Genomic DNA, 5,222 nt, shown 5'->3' with positions numbered 1-5,222 from the left:
AGCACCCCCTACCAGCAGATCCTCGCCGTTCTCGCCGCGCAACCGACCGGAATGCGGGCTAAAGACATCTGCCTTGCCGTCGGCGTCGACCCCGCGGCCCGACCTGCCCCGGTATGCCCGTGTCGCGCGCGCCTGGCACCAATTCCTTGCTGAAATCACCTCAGTGGTTGGCGTAGTAATTCCATGCGACCTGCTGGTCCGAGAGCTGCGTGGGGTAGATCGCCACCTCGTCCAGGGTGCCGACGAGACGGTCGTTGGCCGGCGCGTTGGGCAGCCCGGTCATCTGTATGCCGCCCCAGCGCCAGTGTCCGGCCAGGCTCATCGATGCGGTGTTGGGGTCGGACAGGGCCGGTTCGCCGTCGATGTACACCTTGGTGCCGCCCGCGCCGACACTGGCGGCGACATAGTGCCAGCTGCTGTCGTCGAAGCGCGCGGTGGTGCGCAAGGTGACCGGCGTCGTCGGCTTCACCGCAAAGCTCAGTCGTCCACCCGAATCGATGTACAAGACCTTGTCGGTGGTCGTGCCGGTGTACGTGTCCGTCGTGCTGGACAAGCCGATCAACGGCCCGAACTGACCTGGCCCGACCCGGAACCAGCACTCCAGGGTGAACGTGGTGGGGTTGACGGTGGTGCCACCCCGGTAGGCGTTGGCCAGACCCGCGAAGGCTATCCCGGAGCTGTTCTCCTGATTCTGCTGCGGACCTTGCAACGCTCCGATGATCTTGGCGGTCATGCCGACTTCGGTGAAGGTGCTGTTGTACAGGGCGGTGATCTCGGTGCCGGAGAGGACCCGCCCGTAGACGCGGACTTCGTCGACAACACCGTTGAACTGGTCGACGGGTCCTCCCCATTTGCCTCGGCCGACCACGAGGGGGCCTGTCGCGTCCCAGGCGCCCGTGACGCCGACAGCGGTGCCGGCGGTAGCGTTGACGTACATCCGGGCCTGCTGGGTGGCGCTGTCATAGACGCCCACCAGGTGATACCACGTGTTCGTGTTGACCGTCGCCGTGTGCCCCGCGTAGGCGTAGTTGGGGGGCGACGCGGCGTCCGGACCGAACATGGACAGAGTCCACTGGTCCGACGAGTAGTTCCAGTGCAGGTAGAAGCCGCTCAGGTAGGCGCCGTCCTGGCTGACCAGCGTGCGGTTGGCGGTGCCCTTGGCGCCGAGTTTGGCCCAGGCTACGACCGAGAACGACGCGTTGGTGGCGGTGGCCGGACGCAGGCCGGTGACGGTGTCGCCGGTGTTGTCGAATGCCAGCGCGGATCCGCTTCTGCCGGTGGCCGGCGCCGCGCCGGCCGATACCGTGCCGGTGTTCGCCGCGCCGGACGAGTCCAGCGCGGTGGTACCGCCGTTCTCGTCGAACTTCCACCACGTCGACGGCCCGGTGGTGGGGTCGTCGTAGGTTCCGCTACCCGCGGCGCCGGAGGTGTTGGCGGCGGCTGACGTGGCCGCCGCCGACCGGTTGTCCTCGCCGCGGTAGTACGCCCACGGACCGTTCGCCGCGACTTCGGTGGGATACGTCGGAAACGTCGTGGTGGCGACGCTGTTCCCCGTCGACGTGGTCAACGCGGTGAAGGCCGCTTCTGCGGTGTTCCAGACGACCGGGGTGATCGCGGTCAACAGGGCCAGCACGGTAGCCACAGCGGGCAGGCGCCATCGGCGGCGCAGAAGTGCCACCGGGCGCGTGGTCAGCCGCGGGCCGGCCGTTTCCCTACCCACTTCGGTCTGTTCGTCCGCCGCGCGGTCAAACTGAGGCCGGACGGCATTCGCGGTGCCGTAGCGCCCGTGTTCGGTGTTCTCTCCACCGCTTGCTACGGCCACGTTAAGGTGAACGGGATCGTTCGGGCTCGAGTCGGACGACTCCGAAGGGAGCATGGTGTCGGGCCGTGCTGACCTCAGGGATCGATCCCGGCAGCTTGAGAGGCGACCGGGCCGTACGTGTCGGCGCCTGACGCGTGCCTCGCCGTGGAGGCGGCTTGGTGCCATCGCGGGAATCCCCGTACTGCTGTCGGTCGCTCTCGTCCACATCCCTCACTCGGGTGCGGCATTCACGGCGTCATCGAGCACTGGCACGAATTCCTGGCAGACGGGGACGGTCACCTTCGGTGCGAACAGTCCGGCCGGCGCGCTGGTGTCCGTGACGGGTGCCATCGCGGGAAGTTTCGATCGCCGCTGCGTCAAGGTGGCCTACACCGGCTCGTTGGCGGCCCAGGCCCGTTTCTACCTGTCGTCGGTAGCCGGCTCGGGTCTGGCCCCCTACCTGACCGTTCAGGTGCGCACCGGCTCGGGCGACAACGCCAACTGCAGCGACTTCACTGCCTCGAGCACCGTCTTCAACGCCACCGGCCTGCTCGACAGCACCCAGACCCTGACTCTGCTCAACAGCACCAGTTCCAGCTACGCCACCGGGCTTGCGGCCTGGGCGGTGACGACCAACGACACGAAGACCTACCAGTTCTCCTGGCGTGTACAACCGACGAATCTCGCAGCGAGCAAGACAGCCACGTTCGGCCTCGCCTGGGAGGCACGACCCTGAGGTTTCCCGCCGAGCTGACGTTTCCGGGGACCGGGATCAGATGTTCTGCGCCTCCCACGTGAACACCGCCTGCGCGTTCACCGAGGAAGCGCCGGTGAGGGCGGTGTTCGCCGGTAGCAGCCAGGAGATCCGATACCACTTCGAGGCGTTCGGTGCGGCATTCGTCCAGGCCGTCGTATTGGCGGTGGCCCACGCGTTCGGGAATCCGCTCAGGTACACGGTGCTGTTGGGACTCGGGCCCGAAACGTTGGCCACACTGTTGTAGGTGCTGCAGGTCACGTTGGTGGCATTCCCGGCATCGGCGGTGGCGTTGGTGCCCGTATCGACGCTGAAGAGCAGGTACTGCGCGAGTCCGGCGTTGGTGATCGTGCCGTACATCCGGATGTTGGCCGTGATCGAACCGGTGTAGGTGACCTTGATGCAGGCCGAACCGCCGCTGGCGGAACTGCTCGCGCCGCTGTAGGCCCCGGCGGCATTCAGCACCAATGAATTGGCGGCGGCATCCGGCTTGAGGTTGGTGAGGCCGTTGAACACGGCAATTCCCACCTCATCATTGATGATCTTGACCGTTGCGGTGGCCCAGGAGTTGGCGGCCGTGCTGGTGGTGTCCGAGAATGTCGCACGCGTGGCCTGCCACACCACAGCGCTCCCCGCGAGCAGGCACACAGGTGGCAAGGTCAGTGAAAGAATGCGGTGAACGCGGTCGGGACGGCCTCGCAAACCGGATAGTCGCATGCGCATCCTCCGCCTACTGGTCAGGCATGGCCAGTGGCCGCACAGCGATGCTATAAGTCAACCGAAACCATTGCGCATGAGATCCCGAACATCTCGACATCAACCCGAGCACGTAGTGCAGGCGGCAGCCTACGGGCTCGGCCGTACCTCAACACCGCAATCAGGGCCCCGAAAGGCCCGCGAACTCCGGCTCGCGGGTTCCTGGCTGCCCTCGAAGGCCGGGCCCTGATCCCGAAGGTCCAGCGTTTTCCGGGTTCGTCCGCAGCATCGGTTCGGCGCCGGGAAACTCAGCCGGCGGCGACAGTGGTTCCTGTCACCGCCAGCTCAAGGATGCGCGTCACCGCAATGGTGTGACGGCGCCAGGCCGGGGTTACTGTCGCGTTTCCCAGGTGAAGTCGGCGCTGGCGGTCTTGGCCTGGGCGGCGTTGCCGCTCACTGAGGTGGTGAACTTGAACACCTTGGTCTCGCCCGCGATCGCCGGGGTCCAGCCGGTGGCCAGGCCGTCAGCCCAGCCGGTGCGCGCGGTGCGGAATGCGTTCAGTGTCCCGCTGTAAATGGCTGCGCCACCGGCGACGAAGCCAGTGCAGTTGCCGAAGGCGCCACCGGCCCCGGTTTCGATGGTCACGTTGAGGTACGGGTCTAGGGTGCCGGCGAAGTTTGTCACGTACAGCTTGACTTCCTGAGGGCTCAGGGTGCCGTCGTATCTGAGGACAATGCAGTTCTCCTGCGTCCCTGTTTCGGTAAGGTTGTTGGTGTTCGCCGCATGTCCGCCGACCGTCGAGGTTCTGAACATGGGCACCGCGCTGGGAGCAGTGTCGGTCAGCGTGACACTACCCGCGTTCCAGGCGTTGGTCTCGTTGCTCTCAGTGTCGGAGAAGGCGGCCTGGGAGGCGTTCCAGACGGTGAAGGCACTCAACAGGAGGCCGCTCATCAGACCTGCTGCCACAGCAATAGGGCCTTTGGCGCGGCGGCGCTTCTCGTTCGTCGACACGATGCTCTCCTCGGGGAACCCATTCTCGTTGTGTGCCCGGATTGATCGGTGCTTCGGTGGCCGACTTGAGGGACGGCGGCCAAGGATCCTCGGTGCTTCGTCGAGGTGCGGGGTGTGACCTCGCCCGCTCCCGGCCCCGGTTCCGACACTACGGAGGGCCCGTCAACGGTCGTGGCGCTGCTGTCCTTGGTGGCGGTGATGGTGCTGTCCGGCGGTGCCGGACTGGTCATCTGGACACTGATCCCCGCGATGTGGGGCTGGTCACCATCAGTCGTGTTGACGGGTTCGATGCGGCCGGCGGTGGAGCCCGGTGACGTGGTGGTCTCCGCGCCAGTGCGCGGCGATCGATTGAAGCGGGGGTACATCGTCCGGTTCGAGGATCCCGACGAGCCCGGCCAGTACGTCATGCATCGCATCGTGGAGATCGACAGTGACGGGGCCCTGGTCACCAAGGGCGACAGCAACCCCTCCGCGGACTCCACGACTGTGCCGCCGGCAAACGTCACGGGCATGGGTCGGCTGCGCGTGCCCTGGGTCGGTCTACCCGCTGTCTGGTGGCAGGAGCGGCAGTACGTGAGAGTGGGTATTGCCGCAGCGGTGCTTTCTGTGTGCTGTGCCGCGGTCCCGGCCGGCTGGAACTGGAACGGGCCCGCACCACGCACTCGAAAGAACCGTGCGGATCTCCCTCAGAATGGGGAGGGAGACGAAACACATCAGGACGAGGTGGACCCCCTGTGAGAGGGCGGTAGGGAAGGTTAGGTCCGTTTCGGAGCATGAGCGAATATTCCGGGTTCGTTCTCCGTCAGGATCCCGCGGCTGACCATGCGTCTGAGTCGTGCTCGGGCGCATTCGACATGTTTCGGGGCGGGGTCGACGCCGACGGCAAGGCAGATGTCTTTAGCCCGCATTCCGGTCGGTTGCGCGGCGAGAACGGCGAGGATCTGCTGGTAGGGGGTGCT

The 5,222-nt window shown here is 66.2% G+C and carries 6 protein-coding genes; 3 read left to right on the top strand and 3 right to left on the bottom strand.

Annotation, left to right across the window (positions count from 1 at the left end; genetic code table 11):
- Positions 1-160: 160 nt before the first annotated feature.
- The gene (locus QLQ12_RS46565; RefSeq protein WP_282767509.1) at positions 161-1,678 is read right to left on the bottom strand and encodes a LamG domain-containing protein; all 1,518 of its coding nucleotides are present in this window, start codon (positions 1,676-1,678) and stop codon (positions 161-163) included.
- 460 nt (positions 1,679-2,138) lie between these two features.
- Between QLQ12_RS46565 and QLQ12_RS46560 the strand changes: the two genes are divergently transcribed.
- Entirely contained in the window at positions 2,139-2,537 is a 399-nt protein-coding gene (locus tag QLQ12_RS46560) for a hypothetical protein (protein WP_282767508.1), read from the top strand.
- A 36-nt stretch (positions 2,538-2,573) separates the two neighbouring features.
- Here QLQ12_RS46560 and QLQ12_RS46555 read toward each other — a convergent pair whose 3' ends face one another.
- A complete protein-coding gene (locus tag QLQ12_RS46555) occupies positions 2,574-3,272 on the bottom strand; it encodes a hypothetical protein (protein ID WP_282767507.1) in 699 nt (232 codons plus the stop codon).
- A 370-nt stretch (positions 3,273-3,642) separates the two neighbouring features.
- On the bottom strand, positions 3,643-4,263 hold the full coding sequence (locus tag QLQ12_RS46550; RefSeq protein WP_282767506.1) for a hypothetical protein: 621 nt from the start codon (positions 4,261-4,263) through the stop codon (positions 3,643-3,645).
- A gap of 171 nt (positions 4,264-4,434) precedes the next feature.
- Between QLQ12_RS46550 and QLQ12_RS46545 the strand changes: the two genes are divergently transcribed.
- Both QLQ12_RS46545 and QLQ12_RS46540 read left to right on the top strand, forming a co-directional pair.
- Positions 4,435-5,001, top strand: a complete 567-nt coding sequence (locus QLQ12_RS46545) for a signal peptidase I (protein WP_282767505.1) — start codon at positions 4,435-4,437, stop codon at positions 4,999-5,001.
- A 35-nt stretch (positions 5,002-5,036) separates the two neighbouring features.
- Positions 5,037-5,222 (top strand): hypothetical protein (locus QLQ12_RS46540; protein ID WP_282767504.1); only part of this gene is annotated, 186 nt, incomplete at its 3' end.

This window comes from Actinoplanes sandaracinus (assembly GCF_030009775.1).
GTDB classification, from domain to species: domain Bacteria; phylum Actinomycetota; class Actinomycetes; order Mycobacteriales; family Micromonosporaceae; genus Actinoplanes; species Actinoplanes sandaracinus.
The sequence above is the reverse complement of the archived record's forward strand: the minus strand, read 5'-3'. Positions and strand labels throughout refer to the sequence as shown.